Source organism: Paraburkholderia fungorum (genome assembly GCF_046027605.1).
Lineage (GTDB): Bacteria > Pseudomonadota > Gammaproteobacteria > Burkholderiales > Burkholderiaceae > Paraburkholderia > Paraburkholderia fungorum_F.
In genome coordinates, this window is record NZ_JAQQEF010000024.1 from 1 (window position 1) to 19,959 (window position 19,959).

Genomic DNA, 19,959 nt, shown 5'->3' on the forward strand with positions numbered 1-19,959 from the left:
ATGACGGTCCTTCGAGCCCTGAAACGGGCGGCTGCAACCCCTCAGTTCTCGCATGTTTAGATGTGGGAGATGGCTTGCGGCGATAACGCAGCCTTATTGTTAGCTTAGGAGGCCCGTGGGCATGTTCGTGCTGCCCGGTAGTGAGTTCGCATTCGGTACAACCGTTGTCGTGCCCAGAAGGTTGCGAAGTCCTGCCCAACGGTGCGGAGGCCAAGGTGAACGGCGAGACGTTTGACCTGCTACTCTTCCTGTCGGAATCGCGATGTCGTGTTGTAAAGAAGGAGAACTTTATTGTTCGCGTCTGGTGCGACCGCACGGTCGGAGACCACGCTGTGCGAGACAGATCTCAGCGCCAGGAAAAGCTTTGAGTGACGACCATGGGACCATTCCGACAATTACTGAAGGGGCTGCCAGTTCTTCGCAGGCTTGCGTGGAAGGATTGATATTACCGGCGCCCGCGATTCGGTTGAGATACTATCGGTGTTCCGGTTGCAGCTGACATCGATCCGCAGCGAACACATAAAGTGCACGGATCCTATCCGATGGGCCGGAACTATTGGTCAGGGGTCAATTGGCTTCCACTCCGATAAGGCAGTGCACATATTTCGCTTCGGCTGTAGGTGGTGTTGTTGCTCGCAATACCTTGGAGAAGAAATGAAAAAGACGAGCGTCGTGTGCCTCATTTCGCTTTCCTGCGCTGCGGGCTCCGCTGTCGCGTTCTCGATTGGCGCGGCGCCAGCCGCTGACGACGCCGTTACCATCGGTTTCGTCACCGACTTCTCGGGCCTATACGCAGACAATGACGGTCCCGGCGGCCTTGAGGCCGTACGCATGGCAATCGCAGATTTTGGCGGGGAAGTGAACGGAAAGTCTATCAAGCTGCTCTATGCCGATCATAAGAACGAGGCGGACATCGCCGCGTCGCGGGCGCGTGAATGGGTCGATCGGAACGCCCTGAACATGCTGCTTGGCGGCACGAACTCGGCAACCGGTCTGTCGATGAACCAGGTCGCGGGCGAAAAACATCTGGTGTACTTCAACGTCGGCTCGGGAGTCGACGCGTTGACCAACGAACAGTGCACGCCGTACACGGTGCACTATGCGTACGACACGACCGCGCTCGCAAATGGCACGGGTTCGGAAGTGACGAGGCGGGGCGGCAAGACGTGGTACTTCCTCACGGCAGACTATGCGTTTGGCAAGGCGCTCGAAAAAAACACATCTGACGTGGTGAAGGCGAATGGTGGCCAGGTGCTGGGCTCGGTGCGCCACCCTCTATCGGCCGCGGACTTCTCGTCGTTCCTGTTGCAGGCGCAATCGTCGAAGGCGCAGATTCTTGGCCTCGCGAACGCCGGCGGCGACACGGTCAACTCGATCAAGGCCGCCGAAGAATTCGGCATTAACAAGACGATGAAGCTCGCAGCGTTGCTGATGTTCATCGACGACATTCATAGCCTCGGTCTGGAAACCACGCAAGGCCTCGTGCTAACGGACAGCTGGTACTGGAGCAAGGACGCAACCGCACGCACGTGGGCACATCGCTACTTTGACAAGATGAAGAGGATGCCGTCGAGCCTGCAGGCCGCCGACTACTCCGCCGTGACGACGTATCTGAACGCGGTGAAAGCTGCCGGCACGACCGATCCGGACAAGATCATGGCGCAGTTGCACAAGACGCGGATCGACGACTTTTACGCGAAAGGCTACATCCGTCAGGACGGCAGCATGATCCACGACATGTACCTGATGCAGGTGAAAACGCCGTCCGAATCGAAGGAGCCGTGGGACTACTACAAAGTCATCGCAACAATACCAGGCGAGCGAGCGTTTAACCAGAAATCGCAGACGCGGTGTGCGCTATGGCAATAAGCGCTCGCGCGAATCGCGGGATCGCTTCATTGCGTTGTGACAGGCTGCAGAACAGCCGCTTAGGCCATCACCGCGACTACCGTTAAGCGCCATTGCGACGATCCTTAACATGCGTCCAGCTCAGTCCGACTGCTTATGTGTGCTGGACGCCATATCTTTGGTGTGGAATTTCTTCGCCGAAGCGATGTAGGACTGACGACCGGAAAAAGCGAAGCCTTTGTTCCGGTGTCCGTCAGGTTCCGGGTTGATGTCGCTGCTCGATTGCATTGCGCTGTAGGCACCCGGCGTCAGTGCACTTGCAGGTCCTCTATTAAGGAAGACTCCCCGAAACGCATTCGGCAACGGCTTTGCGGCGCTCGGTTGCAAAGTACAAAAGTGCGGCGAGCGGCAGCACCATACCGAGCACGGACACGCCGGCCCAGCCGAAGCGTGCGAACGCCCAGCCGCTTGCCGCCGAACTGATGGCTCCGCCCGCGAAGAACGTCGCCATGAAGAGGCCGTTGAGACGGCTGCGTTGTTCCGCACCCAATGAATAGATGACACGCTGGCTGAGCACGAGATTCGCGGATACCGCAAAGTCCAGCAAGATCGCCGTCGCGATTACCAGTGCGAGCGAGAGATTCGAGTGTCCCTGTGCGAGATCGGAGAAAGCGAACGACGCCGAGGCCAGCAGCATGGCGCCTGCCGTACCTGTCTGAGTCAGTCCCCTGTCGGCAATGCGGCCGGCGAACGGCGGGGCGATCGCTCCGGCGACGCCGGCGAGCGCCACCCACGCGATGCCTTGTTGGCTCAGTCCAAACTTGGGGCCGCTGAGCCACAGCGGCACGGCGGTCCAAAACACGCTGAATGCGCCGAACAAGGCCCCCTGGTAGATGCCGCGCCGCCGCAGCACTTCGGTGCCCAAGAAAATCTGCCCGAGGGAGCGCAGCAGGCTGCCGTAACTGGGCGGCTGAGTCGGCTTGCGCGGCGGCAACGCAAAGCGCAGACCGACGATGACGGCTGCCATCAGAATGGCCGACATCCTGAATACTTCGCGCCATGACCATACGCTCGCAATCAGGCTCGACAGCGGGCGCGCCAGCATGATGCCAAGCATCACACCACTGACGACCCTGCCCACCGCGCGGCCGCGGGCCTCTTCGGGGACGAGATAGGTGATATACGGAACGAGCAATTGCACAGCCGACGCCACCAGCCCGATCAGGAATGCGATGAACAGGTAGGCCGTCGCCCACGACGTCCAACTCAGCGCCAGCGTGAGTAGCATCTCCGCGCCGATCAACGTCAGCGCGAGCCGCCGGTTTTCGAACAGATCGCCAAGCGGAACGATCGTCAGCAGACCGATGCCGTAGCCGGCCAGCGGCAAGGTGACGAGTAGGCCGCTGCTCGCATGGGGCAGCCCCAAGGTGGCGCTGATCAGCCCGGTGAGCGGCTGTGCGTAATACACGTTCGCGATGATCATGCCGCAAGCGATGGCCAGCATCATCTGGATGACGGTCAGTGATCGGACACGGCCGTCTTGGCTAGGCGCTTGCATGACTCACTCCTCGATTTCAGGTAGAGGCAAAGGTGCCGGTCGGTTGCTTAAAGGACCTCGAACACGCTGTAGACCGGACCGTAAGAGAATCGGTGGCCCGTACCGACAGCAATGATCCGGTTCAGCCATTCATACTTGCCGGCGGGTGCTTCGAAGATCGGATTAATGCGGAAGTAGTAGCTGGTCGGGTCGACTTCTTCGCCTTTTTCCAGCCGCTGGATTACGTCGGTCACGCCGTGGCGAATGCCGCGGTAGGCCATCGTGATGTGAGTGCGGTCGTCGGTCTCAAGGATCAGGCGCACATCGAGCGTGGTGCTGCCGTCGCTACGCACGGTCTGCCAGTCGCTGCCGCCATCCAGGACCTTGCCGGACAGACGCTCGCCGACGAATGTGCCGGACGGCACGATCCCGACGCGTCGAAACGGACCGGGCGTCGCGCCAACCATTACGATCGGTTTTACATCGAGGCGCATCACGAACATCGGACGCGTTTGCACACTTTGGAGCGATGCGGGAAGCTCGTCGAAAGCGGGAGTGGTCATCGTGTTCACCGTGACAGTTGTGTGGAGGGCGTTGAGCTTCGGGTGTCTACCGTAGCGGCGAAAAGTCGGTCGGCCGCATGATTCGCGATTCCATCTTCACGACGATGTCGAGCGCTTTCACCTTGCGGCCGAATTCCTGCCAGCGGCTGTCGGCAGCCATCCGGTCGCGGCGTTCGAGCCGATCGTCGAGGCTCTTGTAGGCCCAGATATGCACGATCTGGCTGATATCGCCGATCTCGGTCGTGAAGAAACCAATCAGTTCGCCAAGAAATTCCTGTTGCAGCGGCAGGCCCTCTGCTCTGTACAACTCCAGCCAATCGGCGCCGCGCAGCGGCTTGAACGTATAAGTGCGGATCTCGTAAAGCATGGTTCTCTCCTCAGCGTCCGGCAGGCGTGAATCAGCCTGCCGGCGTGCGTGCTCGCCTTGCAGGCGGCGCTGACTGTGCTTTCCTCGAATCGCAGCCGAATGCGACCAGATCCGCGTCGCCCCTGGACTGCGACCGCTTCCCCGTCAGGCGGCAAACGGCATGAAGTCGATATATGCGCTTTCGTCTCCGCCCCAGAACGCGTCGCGGACGTACTGCGTCAGCGGATGGCCGTGACGGAAACGTTCGGGCAGGTCCGGGTTCGACGAAAACCAGCGTCCGAATGCCACCAGATCGGCGTCGCCGCGTTGCAGGATGTCCTCCGCGCCGTCACGGTCGAATCCACCGGCCGCCACGATCGGTCCTTTGAAAATCTTGCGCAGGAAGGACGACGCGACCGGCGGCTGACCTTCGACCAGCGTCTCGGTCCCCATCACCCGCGGTTCGATCACATGCAAATAGGCGAGACCGTATGCATTGAGACGTTCGGCAAAATAGCCAAAGGTGGCCTCCGGGTTGCTGTCGGAGATTGCACCCCAGCGACCGCTCGGCGACACGCGTACGCCCACGCGATCGGCACTCCAGACCGAAGTGAACGCATCGATCACTTCAAGCGAAAAGCGGGTGCGCTTTTCGATCGTGCCGCCGTAGGCGTCGGTTCGCTTGTTGGTGCCGTCCTGCAGGAACGTGTCGGCCAGATAGCCGTTTGCGTTGTGCAACTCGACGCCGTCGAAGCCGGCTTCCCTGGCTCGCACGGCGGCGAGGCGAAACGATTCGACAATCGCCGGGATTTCGTCGAGTTCCAGCGCCCGGTGCGGCGAATTCGGCACCCAGCCGTTCTTCGTGAACACCGTGGTTTCGTAGGGTACGACCGAAGGCGCCACCGGCGCATTGCCCCTGCTCAGATCGACGTGCGACTGGCGGCCGTCGTGTGCAATCTGCATGAAAATGCGGCCGCCCAGGTCGTGAACCGCGTCGGTCACCTTTTTCCATGCCGCGACATGCTGTTCTGTATAGATGCCGGGTGCACCGATATAGCCGCGGCTGTCATACGACGGATGGGCGCTCTCCGTAATCAGCAAGCCGCCGTCCGAGGTTCGCTGGCGGTAGTACTCGACCATCATCGCGCTCGGACTGTCGTCCGCTTCAGCACGCAGGCGTGTCATCGGCGCCAGCACGATACGATGCGAAAGGTCGAGTGCGCCGACCTTGACCGGTGACAGTAGTTTGAGATCGTTCCCGTGCATTTCGTTTACCTCATATAAATATTTTCAAAGCTCTAAACCGCCATCGGCGTGCAGTGTGTCTCCCGTGATCCACCACGCGGTGTCAGATGCGAGGAAGACGATCGCACCGGCAATGTCGTCAGGTTGCGCGATACGCTTGAGCGCTTGCATTTGAAGCTGCGGCGCTTGCGTCAGTGCGTCGCGCCGCTGCCATGGGAGCTAATCTAGTGGGTTCCATGGCAAAGGAAAAAGACTTTGTGGGCTGGTGGGCATGCCTCGTAGGCATGCGTCCGCAGGAACACGGTCCACTGTTCGTGCTGTGTGCCCTAATCCGCTGCACAAGCGGGGAAATCTGGAAGAATGAAGGCATGCGAAAGCACGCATAACTGTGCTCATCTGCCGCCTTGGGTGCGGCATGGGTTCAGTCCGCGAGGAAGGAGGAGATTTCCGCGGTGACCTGCTTGGCCAGCGTCGTACACAGACCGTGCGGAGCGCCGGATAGACTTTTACGCTCGAATTGCGCACGAGCTTCGCCGCGCAGTGATCGGTGTGCACGTCGGCCCATCAGTAGGTGCAGCGCTTCCGACACGGCGCCAGGCACGGCTGCCCACGCATTCACTTAATCGGTAAAGTCATCGCCGAACATCGGCAGGCCGCTTTGGGATGCCTCACGGGAAGCCTCGTCCTGCAGCACGTCCCAGTGCTCAACCAGCAGGCCATTCTCGATACGCAGGATATCCGCAGCGATCCAGCTTCGCGGGCGACCGTGGCCCGAAAAACGCCCGTGCACGATAACGAAATCGCCCTCGGCTACGATCACGCCATGCTCGTAGCGCAGGCTGGCGGGCGCGGCTTTGATCAGATCGAACAAGCCTTCGCGACCCGGGCCGATGTGGGCACTGTGCTGAATGTAGGCCGGGGACCAGTAACGCTCCGCGACCGCATAGTCGCGGCGGTTGAACAGCGTATCGAACGCGGCTAAAACCAGGACTCTATTGCGTGAAGCTTGCGACTCTGACATTTGTGGCCTCCAGAAAGTCGTGTGCACATCGAACGTGCGTGAATCAATCGCGCTGGACGAGCCTGAACAGGTCGAATTCCGGAGCGGCGCTGACCCAGTACTTACCGATTGTCCACCCTGCCGAATGAGCCAAGGTGGTGAACGATTCGATGCTGTAATTGTGCGAGGTCTCCGTGTGGACCCGGTCGCCCGCCTTGAACGCGTATCCGTGGCCCTCGACATGCGCAAACTTGCCTCCAAGCCATGGCCGCCGATGGAGATCATCGAGATGGACCGCACGCGCCCGGCGCCCCGTCTCCTAAGGCACGCTTACAGCGTCACGACGATCTTGCCGAACTGGCCGTTCTTCTCCAGATAGCGATGCACGTCCACCATTTCATCGAACTTGAACTGACGATCGATAATGGGCTTCAGCGCGCCACTTTCGAGGCCTTTCAGCACATATTCCACTGCGGCCTTGCGGCGGGTGGCGTCGCCGCTTGTCATCCAGATGTTATGGGCCTTGACGCTGGTGACCTTGGCGATCATGTCCAGCACCGGCAGAGCCGTCACTTCCGAGCTAAGCAAGCCGTAGAGGTACACCGTGCCGTTGAATGACAACGCCGCGAGTAACTTCGACAGCGCCGGCCCGCCGACGGGGTCGAACGCGACACGCGCGCCTTTGCCATCGGTGATCCGTGCCACTTCCTTCACCAGGTCCGTGTCCTCCGTCGCAATCACGTGTGTGGCGCCCGCTTCAAGCAGTTGCGCGCGCTTTGCCGAGGTACGCGTGAGTGCAATGCCGGTGGCGCCGGCGTAATTGACAATCTGGATGGCGGCTAACCCCACGCTGCTCGAGGCTGCGGGAATGATCACAAAGTCGCCCTTGCCGACCTTTGCATCTTCGATTAACGCGCCGTACGCCGTGACAAACATCATCCACACCGAGGCCGCTTCAGCATACGAAAGCGACTTAGGATGCTTCACGACCGCATAGTCCGGCGCAATGATGACTTCGCCGTACGTTCCGTAGTCGTTCATCGAGAACGATGGGATGAGGTTGACTTCGTCCCCTACGGCGATGCCGGTCACATCGGAACCCACTGCATTGACGATGCCGGCGGCCTCGTACCCCAGCCCCGCAGGAAACTTGACGGGCTCGATATAGTCGTTGAGACGCCACATCGACTCGGCGCGGTTGATGCCGATTGCCTTGACGTCAATGCGAACCTCGTTCGGACCCGGTGCGCGTACTTCGGTGTCGACGAATTCGAGGACTTCAGGACCACCGGCTTGGGCAAACTTGATAGTGCGTGACATGTGAACCTCTTGATCTGGATGAGTGAAGGAATGAAGCGCCCGATTCAGGCCGTCAGCGCGGCTTCGTAAGTCGGGAAGTCGGAGTAGTGCTTTTCTGTTCGGCCCCAGAAAGCGGCGCGGGCATACGGCGTGAGCGGCAGATTGCGCTTGAGGCAGCACGGCAGATCCGCCTCGAGGTGAAATGACGGACGAACGCGACGAGGTCGCGTCGCCGGATGCGACGATTGCTTCGGCGCTGGCGCCGTCGAAACCGCCCGCAGCGATGATGGGACCCGAAAAGGGTTCGGTGAGGGTAGTCACGACGGGATTTAGCGCATGGGCATCGGCTCAGGCGCATTCATCGGTCTCGGACAAAAACTGTGTGACGTGCGTGACGAAGCGTTCCGGATACTGGTACAGGGAGCCGTGGTTCGCATCCGGGTACAGAATCAACTGCGCGTTCGGAATGTTCTGCTGAAGTATCCACGAATTGATCGAATAGATGATCACATCGTTATCCCCGTTGACCACGAGCGTCGGCTGAGTCAACGTATGCAGATACTCGTATGGGTTGTCGCGCGGTGCGCCCCATTTTGCAAGTGCTGCTAGCTGCGCCGGCGCGACCTTGTCGTTGGCTTCGGGATCCCGATCTTCGCTGCGCAGACGGAACCGCTGCAGGAACCTGGCGCCCGCTGCCTGGCTTGCCTCCGACGGCGAGAAGTGCACACGAAGCCACAGGTGATCCGGCTCTGCGTAGCTCGCACCAAAGATTTCCTGTGCTTCCGGCGTAAGCGACGCCATTCCTTCGCCGCTACGTGGGCCGGTGCCGACCAGGATCAGGCGACGAACGAGTTTCGGTTCCGCTAGCGCTAGAGTCTGTGCAATCAGACCGCCCATGGAGAATCCCAACACGTCGACTTGTGTGAGATCGAGCGCCTTGATGAATGCCGCAGCATTGGCGGCCATTTCTTCGATTGACTCTGGCACCTTGCCGGAGGTGCTGGAGATCCCGGCATTGTTAAACAGGATCACTTCGCGATCTTGTGCGATACCATCAGTCACAGCGGGATCCCAATGATCCATCGTGCCGGTGAAGTGAATGTTGAAGACGAGCGGTACGCCGCCGGTCTTGCCGAAGCGTCGATAGGCGAAGCGGATGCCGTCAGCTTCAACGTAGTGCGACGGGGCGTTCTGGTGGGTATGGTGGGTCATGCTGGTTCTCCTTGTCATGCTGCCGGGATCACAGCGCACTGAGTTCAAGATATCGTCCTGAGGCGCCGTCGTCCTTGGGGTGACCTGATGCGACCTGAAATTTCCTGCGACGCCGATTCGGCGGGCAGGGGATCGCGGAGCAGAAAGGTCCCGAAGAACCGCAGTGGCTTCCAGTACGTCCAGACGAACGCCTATCCCGACACCCCCTGCCGTGCCAGCCGGTGCGCTCCATCTGACGTGCGCGGATCCGCAGCGACCTTCTCGCGTGGCCGCCGGTCAAGCGGATTTGAGCGAGCACTTCGCAGCTACAACAACCGCCTTGTGCACTTTCGCTCCCTCAGCGACATAAATCGTAGGCATGGAGCTGAGCTGCGCAGGTCCTTGATCTGAACGGCGTGCCGTCACGTCTCCACCCGCGAGGGTTATCTAGAGGGGCTTGCGAAAGGTTAGAAGGTTTTGTAGGCTGCATGGCATGCCTGTGAGGCATAGATCGACACAGAGAGCCTATGGAACTTCGCCACTTGAGGTATTTCATCGCCGTTGCCGAGACCGGCAGCCTGACGGTCGCGGCCGAACGCCGGCTGCACACCTCGCAGCCGTCGCTGAGCCGCCAGATCCGCGATCTGGAGGAGGAGGTCGGGGCCGAACTGTTCAGTCGGAGTGCGCGCGGAGTCGAACTCACAGTGGCGGGCAAGGCGTTTCTCGACCACGCGCGGCTCGCGTTGTCACAGGTCGATGCCGCAACCCAGGCCGCGCGGCGTGCGTCGCAACCCACCAAGCAGGTTTTCGCGCTCGGTTTTCTGACAGGCCAGGAAATGACCTGGCTGCCGCGCGCGATGCAGGTGTTGCGCGAGGAATTGCCGAAGGTGGACGTGACAGTGTCGAGTCACTATTCGCCGGACCTAGCCGATTCGCTGGCACGCGGCAAGCTCGACCTCGCATTCCTGCGCGCTGAACCGGGATTCGATCTCGATTATCGCGTGGTGAGCCGCGAGAAACTCATTGTATTAATGCCGAGCGATCACCCGCTGACCGAGCGCGCAAGCATTCGCCCCGAGGATTTCGCGGGCGAGCCCTTCATCATGGCGACGAATAAGGCTGCGGTGCTGCATCAGGTGATCTTGGGGTATCTCCAGGAGAACGCGCTCGATGTTGCGCCCGAACACGGCGTCGACAATCTCGCGATGGCGATGTCGCTAGTGGCGTCCACGCGAGGGCTCGCACTGATGCCGGAGTACGCGAACAATCTGCTGCCGTGGTCGGTGGTGAGCCGCCCTCTCGAAGGCGAGGCCCCGACAATCGATCTCGTGATTGGCTATAGCAGGTCGAATACGTCCCCAGTGTTGCAGCTGTTTCTTTCCAGAGCGGACGAGTTGATGATCTGATGGAGCTGTTCGGCAAATCCGTGTGGCGACGTGTCGTCATTGGTGTTCTAAAGAAATATGCGGTGGCATGCCCTTCGAATAAGGGCCTTGCGTTTCCCGTTGCGCAGCAAGCGGTCGGCGTCGAAACTGGAAGTGCGGCGGGAAGCGGCCCCTCGCTGCGAAGGAACCGCATTGGCTGAACTTGTTGTGTGGCCGACGCGCATAACAAATGATCTGCTTTGTAATGACACGCGTACCGAGTCCGAGTGCTATCAGTAATCGCGCCATCCGCCGCAACGAACAAACCATTAGTTATTGAGTACAACACGATAACGTGCCGTCCCAGCACGCAGATGATCGAGCGCCTTGTTGACTTCTGCCATCGCAAAGTACTCGGTAATCGGACCAATCTTGTGACGATCGCAAAACTCCAGCATTTGTTGAGTGGTTGCGGGCGAGCCCAAAGGCGATCCCGATAGACTTCTTTGGGCCAAGATCATTGGGAATGCTCCTACCGGAATGGGATCCGGCACCGCGCCAACGGTGTGCAACCGTCCTCGCGGCGCTAACGCATTAATGTATGTCCCCCAGTCCAGGTTTGCGTTTGTCGTGTTGAGGATAAAGTCGAAGCTTCCGCTCAGTGCCGCCATCGCATCATTGTCTTTTGAGTTGACGACGTGATGCGCCCCCAGGTTCATCGCTTCGGCGTGCTTCTCCGCCGTCGAGGAAAAGGCAGTGACTTCGCAGCCCCACCGGTTCAAGAACTGGAGCGCCAGGTGACCCAAGCCACCAATCCCTATGACCCCCACGCGGTGCGTAGGCTTTACGTCAAACTGGATAATAGGATTAAACACCGTGATCCCCCCGCAAAAAAGTGGACCGGCATTGTTCGCACTCAGTCCATCAGGTAAGGGAATGGCCCACTCGGATTTGCAACGCACGAGGTCAGCGAATCCGCCGAAGCGGCCAATAATTGTTGCTTCCGCCGACGCACAAAGATTGTGATCCCCGCTAAGGCATAAACGGCAGTGCATGCAACTCGCGCTATACCATCCAAGACCGACACGCTGGCCCACGTGCAACGTCGTAACGCGGCCGCCTGTGGCCTGGACGGTGCCCACCACCTCATGCCCGGGAACAAGGGGATAAGTGCTGAGGCCCCACTCGTTGTCGATCATTGACAGATCGGAGTGGCATATTCCGCAGGATTCGACGCGTATGTCCACTTGATCAGGGCCAATTTCCCCCAACTCGTAAACGAACGGAGAGAGTATCCCAGCTTTCTCGCGAACAGCGAATGCATGGACGGTTGTCATTTCCGAACTCCTGATATCGCGCGAGGGCTGTTTGATAGGTCAAGCGCAACGCGCACAATGTGCAATTAGAGCCAGGCACACGTGATTGCTACAGTGAGCTTCGACTCATGCTCGTAACGTATCGGTCGAACTGCGTGGGCATGTCCCTGGCCTTGGCCTTGGCTGACTGCTCGTCGAGCTGCGGGTGTACCGAGTTGACGCTATCTTCAAGACTCCCCGCTAACTTTGGCGCAGCGACTTTCATACCGCCGACTGTGCGATCCCGTCGGGGTATGTGCTACCAAGGTATCGCGTAGTCGCCCCGCAGTCCTGATAAGAGCTTGACGAGACCTGATCCGTCCTGATGGTTCGGCAAGCGCCGCGTCGCAGGTCGCTCAACTTAGAGCATCGCTGATGCAGTTGGAAGAATTGAGACGGAGGAGGTGGTTTCGATAACGGGTTCTGGAGCCGATGCGGCGGAACCGCCCGCATCTGCAGGCCGGACTCCGGGGACCTCGTTCAGTAACACTCGGCTCCTCATGAGCTAAGACATTTTGCTGGAGGTACAGCAAAGAGGCGCGCTCCTTTTTGTCTGACGCCGGCCATGCCGTTCACACTTGCATGATCGAAACAGTGCGCGAATTCAGATAGGCATCCATTGCTTCGGGACCTCCTTCCGACCCGTACCCGGAATCCCTGACCCCGGAGAACGGCAGCTCAGGCCACGTCGCCGCGTTTTGATTGATCCACAGCATTCCAACCTCTACGCCGCGTGTCAGCAGCCGTGTGTTTCGCAGTGGTCGCGTATCTGTTAGGCACGAGGTCAGACGGTGCCTTGCGTCGCTTCCCCGAAAAGCGTCGTCATGCGGCGCTCGACGATAGCGGGCGGTACCGGCTGTGTGTATAGGTACAACGTAGAGTCAAGAATGGCCTGTCGCACCATGCGCCCAACGTGCTCAGGATCCATGGCTGTCATAGCCAGCGATTTGAGTAAGGGGTTGTCGTATGGCGTGAATGTCCTGGCGTTCGATCGTTGCTCAACTGGTCTAAGCGCGTCCCCGTTCTGTGTGATATTCGTGTTGACGAAGCCGGGGCAGAGGATTGTCACACCGAACCCTTCTGGCGCGAGCTCCTCAGCGGCGGCTTCTGAAATCGAAGCAACTGCAGCCTTTGATGCACTGTATGGAAGATGCCCCGCCAACGGCAGCACGGCTGCAATCGACGCAGTATTGACAATATGTTTCTCCCCTGGCTGCAGGCGCATGCGCGGCAGGAATACATCGAGTCCATGTACGACGCCCCAAAGATTCACACCGAATAGAAACTGCCAGTCGGTCATGGTCGCTTCGAGGATGGTGCGGAACGGTCGCCAGGATACGCCGGCGTTGTTGCACAGAATATCCACTACGCCAAATTCATCATAGGCTGCGTCGGCTAGTGCTTTGACCGATTCATGGTTGGATACGTCGGTTTCTACCGCTATCGCCTTAGCGCCGAGATTGCAGATTTCGGCCACGACGCGCGCGGCCGCTTCGGTGCGAATGTCCGACACCACAATCCGTGCGCCGTCTTGTGCAAGCGTGAGCGCAATGGCTCGGCCGATTCCGCTACCGGCCCCGGTTACGACCACGGTCTTACCTTGCAAGGTTTTCATGACTGAGTCTCCGTGTGGTCCATGATTAGAGTTAGAACGCAGGGTGTCCGGTCTTTCCGGTCAAAGCGACCATCGGCTTGGAGCGTTCCGCGCCCGTCGCAAGCGCTGCAGCGTCGATGGCGAGCGTCAGACAGAGGCCGCCAGGGATCTATTCGCGATATCTGCGCTCTGGTAGTTGACCATTTTTGTCGAACACACTCAGCCAATGACAACTATTTCGGAAGGCTAAATAGTATGCCGTCGTTGATTTGCGAGGGGACGGACGTCCTCAAAACGTGAAGAAAGCGACCGGCGATGAGATAGTGCTTCCGCTTTCACGTTCGGGCAATGGACTTGTCTTCATGAATCGATCGCGCTCTGGAATGAATCGATTGCGATCCACGTACCTCTGAGAATAGCAAGTCGACGAAGGTGACAAACCAGAGCCATGCTTTCAAGGCATGCCTACCAGCCCACAAAGTCTTTCCTTTCGACCAAAGAAGCGTCCAATATTCCGTCCACCAAGCCGCTTGCCCAAGCGACCTCGCCAGGAATCAAGGCTGAGGGTATGCCGGGCAGGCAGGCTATTGTGACCGCTCCCTTGCAGTCAAGATGGGCAGCGGCAATCGAATCCTTGGATAGTAAGGAGCATCAGCATGAATAAGCTCGCGGGCAAAACCGCTCTGGTCACCGGCGCTTCGCGCGGCATTGGTCGCGCTAGTGCGTTGGCCCTTGCCAGGGCTGGCGCCCAGGTTCTGGTTCACTATTCGACCGGCAAATCCGACGCACAGGCGGTGGTGGACGCGATCCGCGACAACGGCGGCCACGCTGACGCGCTAGGCGCCGATCTCTCGAAGCCCGATGGTGCGCATACGTTGGCGAAAGAGGTGCGCAGCATAGTGGGTGAGCGCCTCGATGTACTGGTCGCCAATGCAGGTGTGGGTAAGTCGGCAGCGATCGAAGACCTGAGCATTGAGGACTTCGATCGACTCTTTGCTGTCAACGTTCGCGCGCCTTATTTCCTCGTTCAACAACTGCTGCCAATTCTCGGCGACGGCAGCAGCGTCGTGTTCGTCTCCTCCCTCGCGGCTCATGCGTCGGTTGGCGAACTGTCCGCCTATGCCGCGACGAAAGGGGCCGTGGACACATTGGTGAAGCATCTGGCTTCCGCTTTCGGCGGACGTGGCATTCGAGTCAATGCTGTCGCACCCGGCGTCGTGCAAACCGATATGTCCGGATTTACGAAAACTGACGGCGGGCGTGAATTCACGCTCTCCCTGCAGGCGCTCAAGCGCCTTGCGCAACCCGACGACATCGGCGACGTCATTGCCTTTCTTGCCTCCTCCGAGGCGCGCTGGATTACCGGCGACATCGTACGGGTGGATGGCGGTTCAAAACTCTGACCCCGGTCCAAACAACTTATTTATTTGGGGTATTGAAATGACTGTCTATATGGTCTTTGAACGCGAGAAGACAACCAACTCCGACGAACTCGCGTTGTATGGTCAAAAGGTGGGAGCCGCGCGCGGTAACCACGCAATGACCGCACTAGCCTACAACGGAACGCTCGACGTCCTCGAAGGCGGCCCGATTGAGGGCGTCGTCATCCTCGGTTTCCCAACTGCGGAGGAGGCGCGTGCATGGTACGACAGTCCGGCCTACCAGACCGCGCTAGCACATCGCAAAGCGGGGAGTGACCACCGTGTATTCATCGTTGAAGGCAAGGCTTGACGCACTGTTCGCCCGCATGTTCGGCGAACAGGGACCCAGTGTGCCGAGCGCGTTATCCGGGCAAGACCGGCGAGAGCAGCAAACCAATCTAGATTCTCCAGGCAAAGGAAACACCATGACTAAGCAAGTCGTTTTGATTACGGGCGCGTTGACCGGTATTGGCCGCGCTACCGCACTGGCATTCGCCAAGAAGGGCGCACAGATCGTTATTTCAGGTCGTCGCGACGACGCGGGCAATGCGCTGGCTGAAGAACTGCGCAAGCTGAACGTTGAAGTGGAATACATCCGTGCCGACGTGCGCAATGACGAAAACGTCCGTGCGCTCGTCGATCAGACAGTCGCCCGTTTCGGCCGCATCGACGTCGCTGTGAACAACGCCGGTACGGAAGGCCAACCGGGTCCGCTGGTACAACAAACGGCGCAGACCTACGCCGCTACGTTCGACACGAACGTGCTCGGCACCGTATTGGCCCTGAAGCACGAACTGCGCGTGATGCAGGCTCAAGGCAACGGCAGCATCGTGAATATCTCGTCGACGTACGGTCACGAAGGTGCGGGCGGCGCATCGATCTACGCAGCGAGCAAGCATGCCGTTGAAGGTCTGACCAAGTCGGCGGCGCTCGAAGCGGCCACGACCGGTGTTCGCGTGAATGCAGTGGCGCCGGGTCCGGTGGACACTGGCATGCTTGATCGCTTCACTGGTGGCGCAGAAGGCAAGGCATATATGGCATCGATCGTGCCGGTCGGCCGTATCGCCAGGCCTGAAGAAATCGCCCAGGCGATCGTCTTCGTGAGCTCGCCGGAAGCGTCGTTTGTAACCGGTCACATCATCAACGTTGACGGTGGCAAGTCGGCAGGCTAATTGCTTCCTAGGCGCCATGTTTTGGGGCGAGAAACCGGCCTCGCCGCCGGAAAGCTTCACCTCCGGTTGTCATCGCTTTACTCCGTCAAATCCTTGACAACCGTGTGAACGTCCATTTTAATATGGACAGCCGTATTGTTTTGGCCGCGAATTGATGTGCCGTTTTAGAGGTGTGCGCATTCGGCGACGCGCATCGCACCCGCAACACGTCAACCAGTCCGGTTTTCTGCGCGGAGGCAACAATACCAAGGAATCTGGATATGGACCGGCTGCATGCAATGAAGGTATTCACGAGGGTTGTCGACACGAATAGTTTTTCGCGTGCCGCTGATACGCTGGATATACCTCGTGCATCCGCTACTACTATCGTCCAGAGTCTCGAAGCACACCTGAAAGTCCAACTGCTTCATCGAACAACGCGGCGCCTAAGTCTGACGCCGGACGGTGCCGCCTATTACGAGCGTTGTGTACGGATCCTCGCCGATATCGAAGAAACGGAAGCCTCGTTGTCGCATGGTCGGCGCGCACCGAGCGGAAAACTGCGCGTCGATGTGCCGACAGCAATCGGCAAGCTGATTGTGATGCCGCGGCTGGACGAGTTTCATGAACGTTATCCGGACATCGAACTGATGGTGGGTTTCAGCGACAAGCCTGTCGACTTGATCCAGGAGAGTGTGGACTGTGTGATCCGGATCGGGACCTTGCAGGACTCGACTCTGGTTGCACGGCGTATTGGAATATTTGAGCGCCTGACGGTTGCGAGCCCACTCTACCTGGAACGGCACGGCACGCCGAAGACGCTTGAAGATCTGCAGGACCATCTCGCTGTCAATTATTTCCTGGGTCGTACGAGCCGAAACATGGATCTGACCTTCATAGTCGAAGGCGAGACCGTCGAAGTGAAGATGCCCGGCAAGATAGCGGTGAACGACGTCGACGCCTACGTCGCAGGAGGCTTGAAGGGCGTTGGCTTGATTCAGGCGCCGCGTCTCATGGCGCTGCCTTATCTGCAATCCGGTGAACTGGTCGAGGTGCTGTCGCAGTGGAAGCCAATGCCGTTGCCTATCTCCGCGGTGTATCCCCATAACCGCCATCTATCGCCCACTGTGCGGGTGTTCGTCGATTGGGTGGCCGAACTGTTTGGCCGCTGCGCCCAGTTTTCCAATGAGAAGAGCGAGGGTCGGCAGGAACCGCTTCGGCACGAAGTTCCCGCATCGCGGGATGTTGTAGAACTGGCGATGTGATCCTGTGATAGCAGTCAGAGGTTCGGATCGGACGAATGGGTTCGTACAGCTGGCGAATTGGAGTTCAAAAGCGCCGACGTTTTGCTGTGCATCTTTTGCAAACGAGAAAATAACTTGAATTGTAGGCCAGGAGGCGGCGCAGGCGCGCCTGACAATACATGATATTGACGCGGGATGCGGGTCTATGTATCGAGGATGTTCGCATCGCGGGACATGCACAACCAATTACGCTGCGGAGCTATCGTCCGGCGTCGAAAGGCAAGGTTTTGGCTGTCGTGCTGTATTTCCACGGCGGCGCATTCGATAGCGGCTCGCTCGACGACGCCCATACGGCCGCCATTCACATTGCCCGCGGCACACCTGCCTGGGTTCTCTCAGTGGACTATTCACTGGCCCCGCAATTTCCTTTTCCTGCCGCTCCGGAAGACGGTTATCGCGCGCTGGCCTGGGCGGTCAGCAACGCCCGCGCGCAATGGGCTGATCCACTCAGAGTAGGGGTTGCCGGTCATGATGCCGGCGGCAACCTCGCCACCTGCGTAGCGGCTATTGCGCGTGATCGCGCTGACATCACCCTTTCTGCTCAGGTGCTCCTTGCGCCGCTTCTCGACCCCAGCATGACGCACGTCGCAGACGAGAAAAGAATTTCGTCGGGTGTCGATATCAGCCACTTTGAGCGCGGCTATCGAGCCTACCTCCAGCACCCCGCGCTGCAACTCCACCCTTACGCTGCGCCGCTCGATTCCGTGCGACTTGCCCGCCTGCCGCCGGCCTTCATTATCAGCGCCCCGAGCGACCGGCTCCACGTGGAGGCCGAGATGTATGCGGATAAATTGATTGCTTCTGGGGTGCCCGCCGAGGTCAGGCGGTATCCAGGCACATCAAGAGATGCGTTGGCGACGAGCCAGGAGGTGCTGGGCGACGTCGTCACATTCTTGCGAAGTCGGCTGGACGGGCCCGATTTTGTGCCGGACACGACCGCAGACACTGAAGACCAGTAAGCGAGGCGGCCTGCAGGCCGCGCGAAACAGGGGTCCCAAGCGCAACGCGACCGGCCTACTTCAAGACAACGGAGCAGAGTATTTCCTTCAAATTAACGAGTGGCGCCGGATTGCGCTGCGACTTCGCCATCAGATAAGCGCCCTGCAAGGACGACACAATAAAGCTCGCCAGTCCATCGCAGTTTGTGCCTGATCTCAGTTCGCCGGCTTCGACTGCTGCGGACAGACAGTAGGCGACACACCGCTGCACCTCTGAAAATATTTCGTTGATGCGTAGCCGAATCGCTTCGCTCTCGTTGGCCTCAAGCGCGAAGTTACCGAACAGGCAGCCGTTTCGGGAGTCATTCTGGCTGGCGTGCTTGATGTTGATGTCGATGTACTTGCGCAGGCGTAACATCGGCGCGAGTTCATCGTTGCACAGTGTCTGCAGCAGCGTGCCGCGTACTTCGGATAGGTACACCTCGATCACTTCGAGTCCGAAGGCTTCCTTTGAAACGAAGTGATTGGTGAACGATCCGTGAGGCACGCCCGCTGCCTGCACGATGTCTCTGACGCTGGCGCCGTTGTACCCGCGTTCGTGGACTACGCGCAGGCCTTGAGCGATCAAGGTGTCTTTGTGTGAAGGTTTCGCCATGGTGAAAAAATTGTACGTCCGTACATATTATTTCGCAACCAGGCGACAGGTTCGTCGCTGCATGCCGCGAACATGGGTGACCTTGGTAACACGCGTATTCCGAAAGGGAGGCGATGCGATCTGGTGGTTCGCCCAAATGCCCGTGCGCACGGTAACCAGGAGCGGCGCGAGGCGCAACTCCTGGTCCTGAAATGTTGCAAGGAACGCTGTTAGGCCGTTACCAACTCGAAGATGGCGAATTCCGGCCGAGGACTCGTCCATTGGCGAGAAACGCGCCAGCCGGAACGGGTTGCAAGCTGGCTGAACGACTCGATCGAAAACTTGTAGGAGTTTTCAGTGTGCAATCGCTCACCACGCGCAAACGTGAATGATTGACCCGCCACGCGCACGATTTGATCCGCAAGGCTCACCAGGTGCATTTCGATGCGGCTTTGTTCGGCGTTCCAGATAGCAAGGTGTTGGAACGAAGACAGATTGAAATTGCCGCCCAACTCAGCGTTAATACGTTTGAGCAGGTTCTTGTTGAACTGTGCCGTGACACCTTGCGCGTCGTTATAAGCCTTTTCTAGTGTCGATTGATCCTTGATCAGGTCCGCGCCGACGATGAGTCGGGCATGCTCGCCAAGCAACTGCCGGAAACTGGTGAGCAGATCGCTGGCCTCGGCGGGTGTGAAATTGCCGATTGTAGAGCCGGGGAAAAAACCCACGAGCGTGCCCGCATTGCGCGCAGCGGGTATCGTGAGCGGTTTCGTGAAGTCCCCTGCGACCGGCGTTACCGCCAGTGCGGGGAAGCGTGCCGCGATTCGCGCGGCCGCCGCTTCAAGGGCGACCGGACTGATGTCGATCGGCACGTAGGCGCTCACGTTATGCGCAGCAGCCAGCAGGATGTTGGTCTTTTCGCTCGCGCCGCTGCCGAACTCCACGAGCCTCGTGCCGGCAGGAAACTCCGCTGAAATTTCTGCAGCAATGCGGGTAAGCAAGGCAGTCTCGGTACGGGTCGGATAGTACTCTGGCGTTTCGCAGATCGCGTCAAACAGCGCCGATCCCTCAGCGTCGTAGAAGTATTTTGGCGCGAGACTTTTCGGATGACGCGACAAACCGGCCCGTACGTCTGCTCCGAACCCGGACGCATCAAGAGGCTTTACGGC

The 19,959-nt window shown here is 59.2% G+C and carries 17 protein-coding genes and 4 pseudogenes; 7 read left to right on the top strand and 14 right to left on the bottom strand.

From position 1 onward, the window contains the following. Positions 1–654 precede the first annotated feature (654 nt). Positions 655–1,869 carry an ABC transporter substrate-binding protein gene (locus PQR53_RS29750; protein ID WP_408462145.1) on the top strand — a complete coding sequence of 405 codons (1,215 nt, stop codon included), beginning with the start codon at positions 655–657 and terminating at the stop codon, positions 1,867–1,869. A 310-nt stretch (positions 1,870–2,179) separates the two neighbouring features. Here the strand turns inward: PQR53_RS29750 and PQR53_RS29755 are convergent, their stop codons facing one another. The 9 genes and pseudogenes from PQR53_RS29755 to PQR53_RS29795 form a co-directional block, all read right to left on the bottom strand. Beyond that, a complete protein-coding gene (locus PQR53_RS29755) occupies positions 2,180–3,406 on the bottom strand; it encodes an MFS transporter (protein ID WP_408462148.1) in 1,227 nt (408 codons plus the stop codon). A 47-nt stretch (positions 3,407–3,453) separates the two neighbouring features. After that, on the bottom strand, positions 3,454–3,948 hold the full coding sequence (locus tag PQR53_RS29760) for a DUF3237 domain-containing protein (RefSeq protein WP_408462150.1): 495 nt from the start codon (positions 3,946–3,948) through the stop codon (positions 3,454–3,456). A 46-nt stretch (positions 3,949–3,994) separates the two neighbouring features. After that, the gene (locus PQR53_RS29765; protein ID WP_408462153.1) at positions 3,995–4,315 is read right to left on the bottom strand and encodes an NIPSNAP family protein; all 321 of its coding nucleotides are present in this window, start codon (positions 4,313–4,315) and stop codon (positions 3,995–3,997) included. Positions 4,316–4,459: 144 nt separating this feature from the next. Continuing rightward, positions 4,460–5,560 (bottom strand): alkene reductase, encoded by a 1,101-nt coding sequence (locus PQR53_RS29770; protein ID WP_408462156.1) that lies wholly within the window; start codon positions 5,558–5,560, stop codon positions 4,460–4,462. A gap of 24 nt (positions 5,561–5,584) precedes the next feature. Beyond that, positions 5,585–5,716: pseudogene (locus PQR53_RS29775) on the bottom strand (SDR family oxidoreductase); the annotation flags it as partial. Positions 5,717–6,158: 442 nt separating this feature from the next. Continuing rightward, complete coding sequence (locus tag PQR53_RS29780; protein WP_408462159.1) at positions 6,159–6,560, bottom strand: nuclear transport factor 2 family protein; 402 nt, start codon at positions 6,558–6,560, stop codon at positions 6,159–6,161. 43 nt (positions 6,561–6,603) lie between these two features. Continuing rightward, positions 6,604–6,768, bottom strand: a pseudogene (locus tag PQR53_RS29785) (L-histidine N(alpha)-methyltransferase); the annotation flags it as partial. Between the two features lie 101 nt (positions 6,769–6,869). Next, complete coding sequence (locus tag PQR53_RS29790) at positions 6,870–7,859, bottom strand: zinc-dependent alcohol dehydrogenase family protein (RefSeq protein WP_408462162.1); 990 nt, start codon at positions 7,857–7,859, stop codon at positions 6,870–6,872. A 327-nt stretch (positions 7,860–8,186) separates the two neighbouring features. Next, a complete protein-coding gene (locus PQR53_RS29795) occupies positions 8,187–9,050 on the bottom strand; it encodes an alpha/beta fold hydrolase (protein WP_408462165.1) in 864 nt (287 codons plus the stop codon). A 506-nt stretch (positions 9,051–9,556) separates the two neighbouring features. Here PQR53_RS29795 and PQR53_RS29800 point away from each other — a divergent pair. Then, positions 9,557–10,435: a LysR substrate-binding domain-containing protein gene (locus tag PQR53_RS29800; protein ID WP_408462168.1), complete on the top strand. Its 879-nt coding sequence runs from the start codon at positions 9,557–9,559 to the stop codon at positions 10,433–10,435. Positions 10,436–10,722: 287 nt separating this feature from the next. Here the strand turns inward: PQR53_RS29800 and ahr are convergent, their stop codons facing one another. The 3 genes and pseudogenes from ahr to PQR53_RS29815 all read right to left on the bottom strand — a co-directional run bounded on the left by ahr (position 10,723) and on the right by PQR53_RS29815 (position 13,363). Next, the gene (ahr, locus tag PQR53_RS29805) at positions 10,723–11,730 is read right to left on the bottom strand and encodes an NADPH-dependent aldehyde reductase Ahr (protein WP_408462171.1); all 1,008 of its coding nucleotides are present in this window, start codon (positions 11,728–11,730) and stop codon (positions 10,723–10,725) included. A 590-nt stretch (positions 11,731–12,320) separates the two neighbouring features. After that, positions 12,321–12,515, bottom strand: a pseudogene (locus tag PQR53_RS29810) (aldehyde dehydrogenase family protein); the annotation flags it as partial. Positions 12,516–12,532: 17 nt separating this feature from the next. Then, complete coding sequence (locus PQR53_RS29815) at positions 12,533–13,363, bottom strand: SDR family NAD(P)-dependent oxidoreductase (RefSeq protein ID WP_408462174.1); 831 nt, start codon at positions 13,361–13,363, stop codon at positions 12,533–12,535. A gap of 635 nt (positions 13,364–13,998) precedes the next feature. Here PQR53_RS29815 and PQR53_RS29820 point away from each other — a divergent pair. The 5 genes from PQR53_RS29820 (at position 13,999) to PQR53_RS29840 (ending at position 18,177) form a co-directional block, all read left to right on the top strand. Then, on the top strand, positions 13,999–14,745 hold the full coding sequence (locus tag PQR53_RS29820; protein WP_408462177.1) for an SDR family NAD(P)-dependent oxidoreductase: 747 nt from the start codon (positions 13,999–14,001) through the stop codon (positions 14,743–14,745). A 37-nt stretch (positions 14,746–14,782) separates the two neighbouring features. After that, on the top strand, positions 14,783–15,073 hold the full coding sequence (locus tag PQR53_RS29825; protein WP_408462180.1) for a DUF1330 domain-containing protein: 291 nt from the start codon (positions 14,783–14,785) through the stop codon (positions 15,071–15,073). 115 nt (positions 15,074–15,188) lie between these two features. Then, positions 15,189–15,935: an SDR family NAD(P)-dependent oxidoreductase gene (locus PQR53_RS29830; RefSeq protein ID WP_408462183.1), complete on the top strand. Its 747-nt coding sequence runs from the start codon at positions 15,189–15,191 to the stop codon at positions 15,933–15,935. Between the two features lie 260 nt (positions 15,936–16,195). Then, on the top strand, positions 16,196–17,179 hold the full coding sequence (locus PQR53_RS29835; protein WP_408462186.1) for a LysR family transcriptional regulator: 984 nt from the start codon (positions 16,196–16,198) through the stop codon (positions 17,177–17,179). Positions 17,180–17,337: 158 nt separating this feature from the next. Further along, complete coding sequence (locus PQR53_RS29840; RefSeq protein WP_408462189.1) at positions 17,338–18,177, top strand: alpha/beta hydrolase; 840 nt, start codon at positions 17,338–17,340, stop codon at positions 18,175–18,177. A gap of 55 nt (positions 18,178–18,232) precedes the next feature. On the opposite strand, the gene PQR53_RS29845 is transcribed toward PQR53_RS29840, so the two are convergent. Then, positions 18,233–18,811 carry a TetR/AcrR family transcriptional regulator gene (locus tag PQR53_RS29845; protein ID WP_408462192.1) on the bottom strand — a complete coding sequence of 193 codons (579 nt, stop codon included), beginning with the start codon at positions 18,809–18,811 and terminating at the stop codon, positions 18,233–18,235. 209 nt (positions 18,812–19,020) lie between these two features. Then, a pseudogene (egtD, locus tag PQR53_RS29850) lies at positions 19,021–19,917 on the bottom strand (L-histidine N(alpha)-methyltransferase); the annotation flags it as partial. Between the last annotated feature and the right edge of the window lie 42 nt (positions 19,918–19,959).